This is a genomic window from Aminobacter sp. P4_H6_2, assembly GCF_056400805.1.
In genome coordinates, this window is the sequence record NZ_JBFUKO010001031.1 from 1 (window position 1) to 1,080 (window position 1,080).

Consider the following 1,080-nt stretch of genomic DNA (forward strand, 5'->3'; position numbering starts at 1 on the left):
TCCATAGACCATCCCCATCGCGCCTTGCGCCATCAAGGCCGCGGACTTGTCGAACACGGCGCGCAGGTCCTCCTTGCCGCCGCCACGCACAAGCACCGGGCAGCGCGCCGCCTCGACGACACGGTGGAAATCGTTGGGATCGTTGGTCGGGTCGGCCTTGATGATGTCGGCACCCATCTCGCGGGCGAGCCGGGTCAGCGTCACGATCTTTTCGGCGTCGCCATCGACCATATAGCCGCCGCTCTGGTCGACCGGCAGCATCGCCAGCGGCTCGATCATCAGCGGCAGGCCGTATTTCTCGCAGTCGGCGCGGACACGGGCGATGTTCTGGATGCATTGGCGAAACAGGTCTGGCTCGTCGGGCAGCATGAACAGATTGACCACGACGCAGGCCGCATCCATCTCGATGGCGCCGAGCAGCGGCTCGGCCTCGTTCTGCAACACCGCCCACATCGCCCGGTGGCGGATCTTGTTGTAGGGATTGCCCATGTCGATGCGCATGACGAGTGCAGGCTTGTCCTTGCCCGCCACCGCCTGCAGCAGGTCGGCCTGGCCGTAGTTCATCTGGATGGCGTCGGGACCGGCCTTGACAAGTTGGGCGACGACGCCGGCCATGTCCTCGAGCCCGTTGAGGAAGCTCGGCTCGTTGCAGACGCCATGATCGATGGCGACGTCGAGGCAGCGGCCGCCTGAGAAGAGCCGGTTCATGCGGACTTTGTGGTTCACGCGCATAGGGCGCTCCTTTTGTCGTTCGTCTGGGAGAGGTCTGAAATGGCGATGCCGTGCTGGTGGGCGAGCAAGGCGAGGAACGCGGTGCGCTCGGCTGAGGCCTGCGCTGCGCTCCAGCCCTTGTGGTCGGCCAGGACGCCAAGCACGGCGTCGATGAGGGCAAGGCTGAGCCCGCCCGAAATGGCGACGGTGGTCCGGCGCAGGAAGATGTCGGCCAGGCATTCGACCTGCTCGCGCTCGACGATCTGGCGGATCTCGCCAGCGGAGTAATCCGATCCTGCCAGCATCGGGTCGGAGGCGAGGTCGGCTGCGAAATCCACCGCCGAAGTGCCATAGCGCTCAAGCAGGACT

At 65.5% G+C, this 1,080-nt stretch carries 2 protein-coding genes; both read right to left on the bottom strand.

Annotation, left to right across the window (positions count from 1 at the left end; translation table 11 throughout):
- On the bottom strand, positions 1-732 hold a 732-nt coding region (locus tag AC1DUU_RS32690; RefSeq protein ID WP_476787430.1), incomplete at its 3' end, for a class I fructose-bisphosphate aldolase.
- A partial coding sequence (locus tag AC1DUU_RS32695) for a glycerol-3-phosphate dehydrogenase C-terminal domain-containing protein (RefSeq protein ID WP_476787431.1) occupies positions 723-1,080 on the bottom strand: 358 nt, incomplete at its 5' end. The genes AC1DUU_RS32695 and AC1DUU_RS32690, both read right to left, overlap by 10 nt.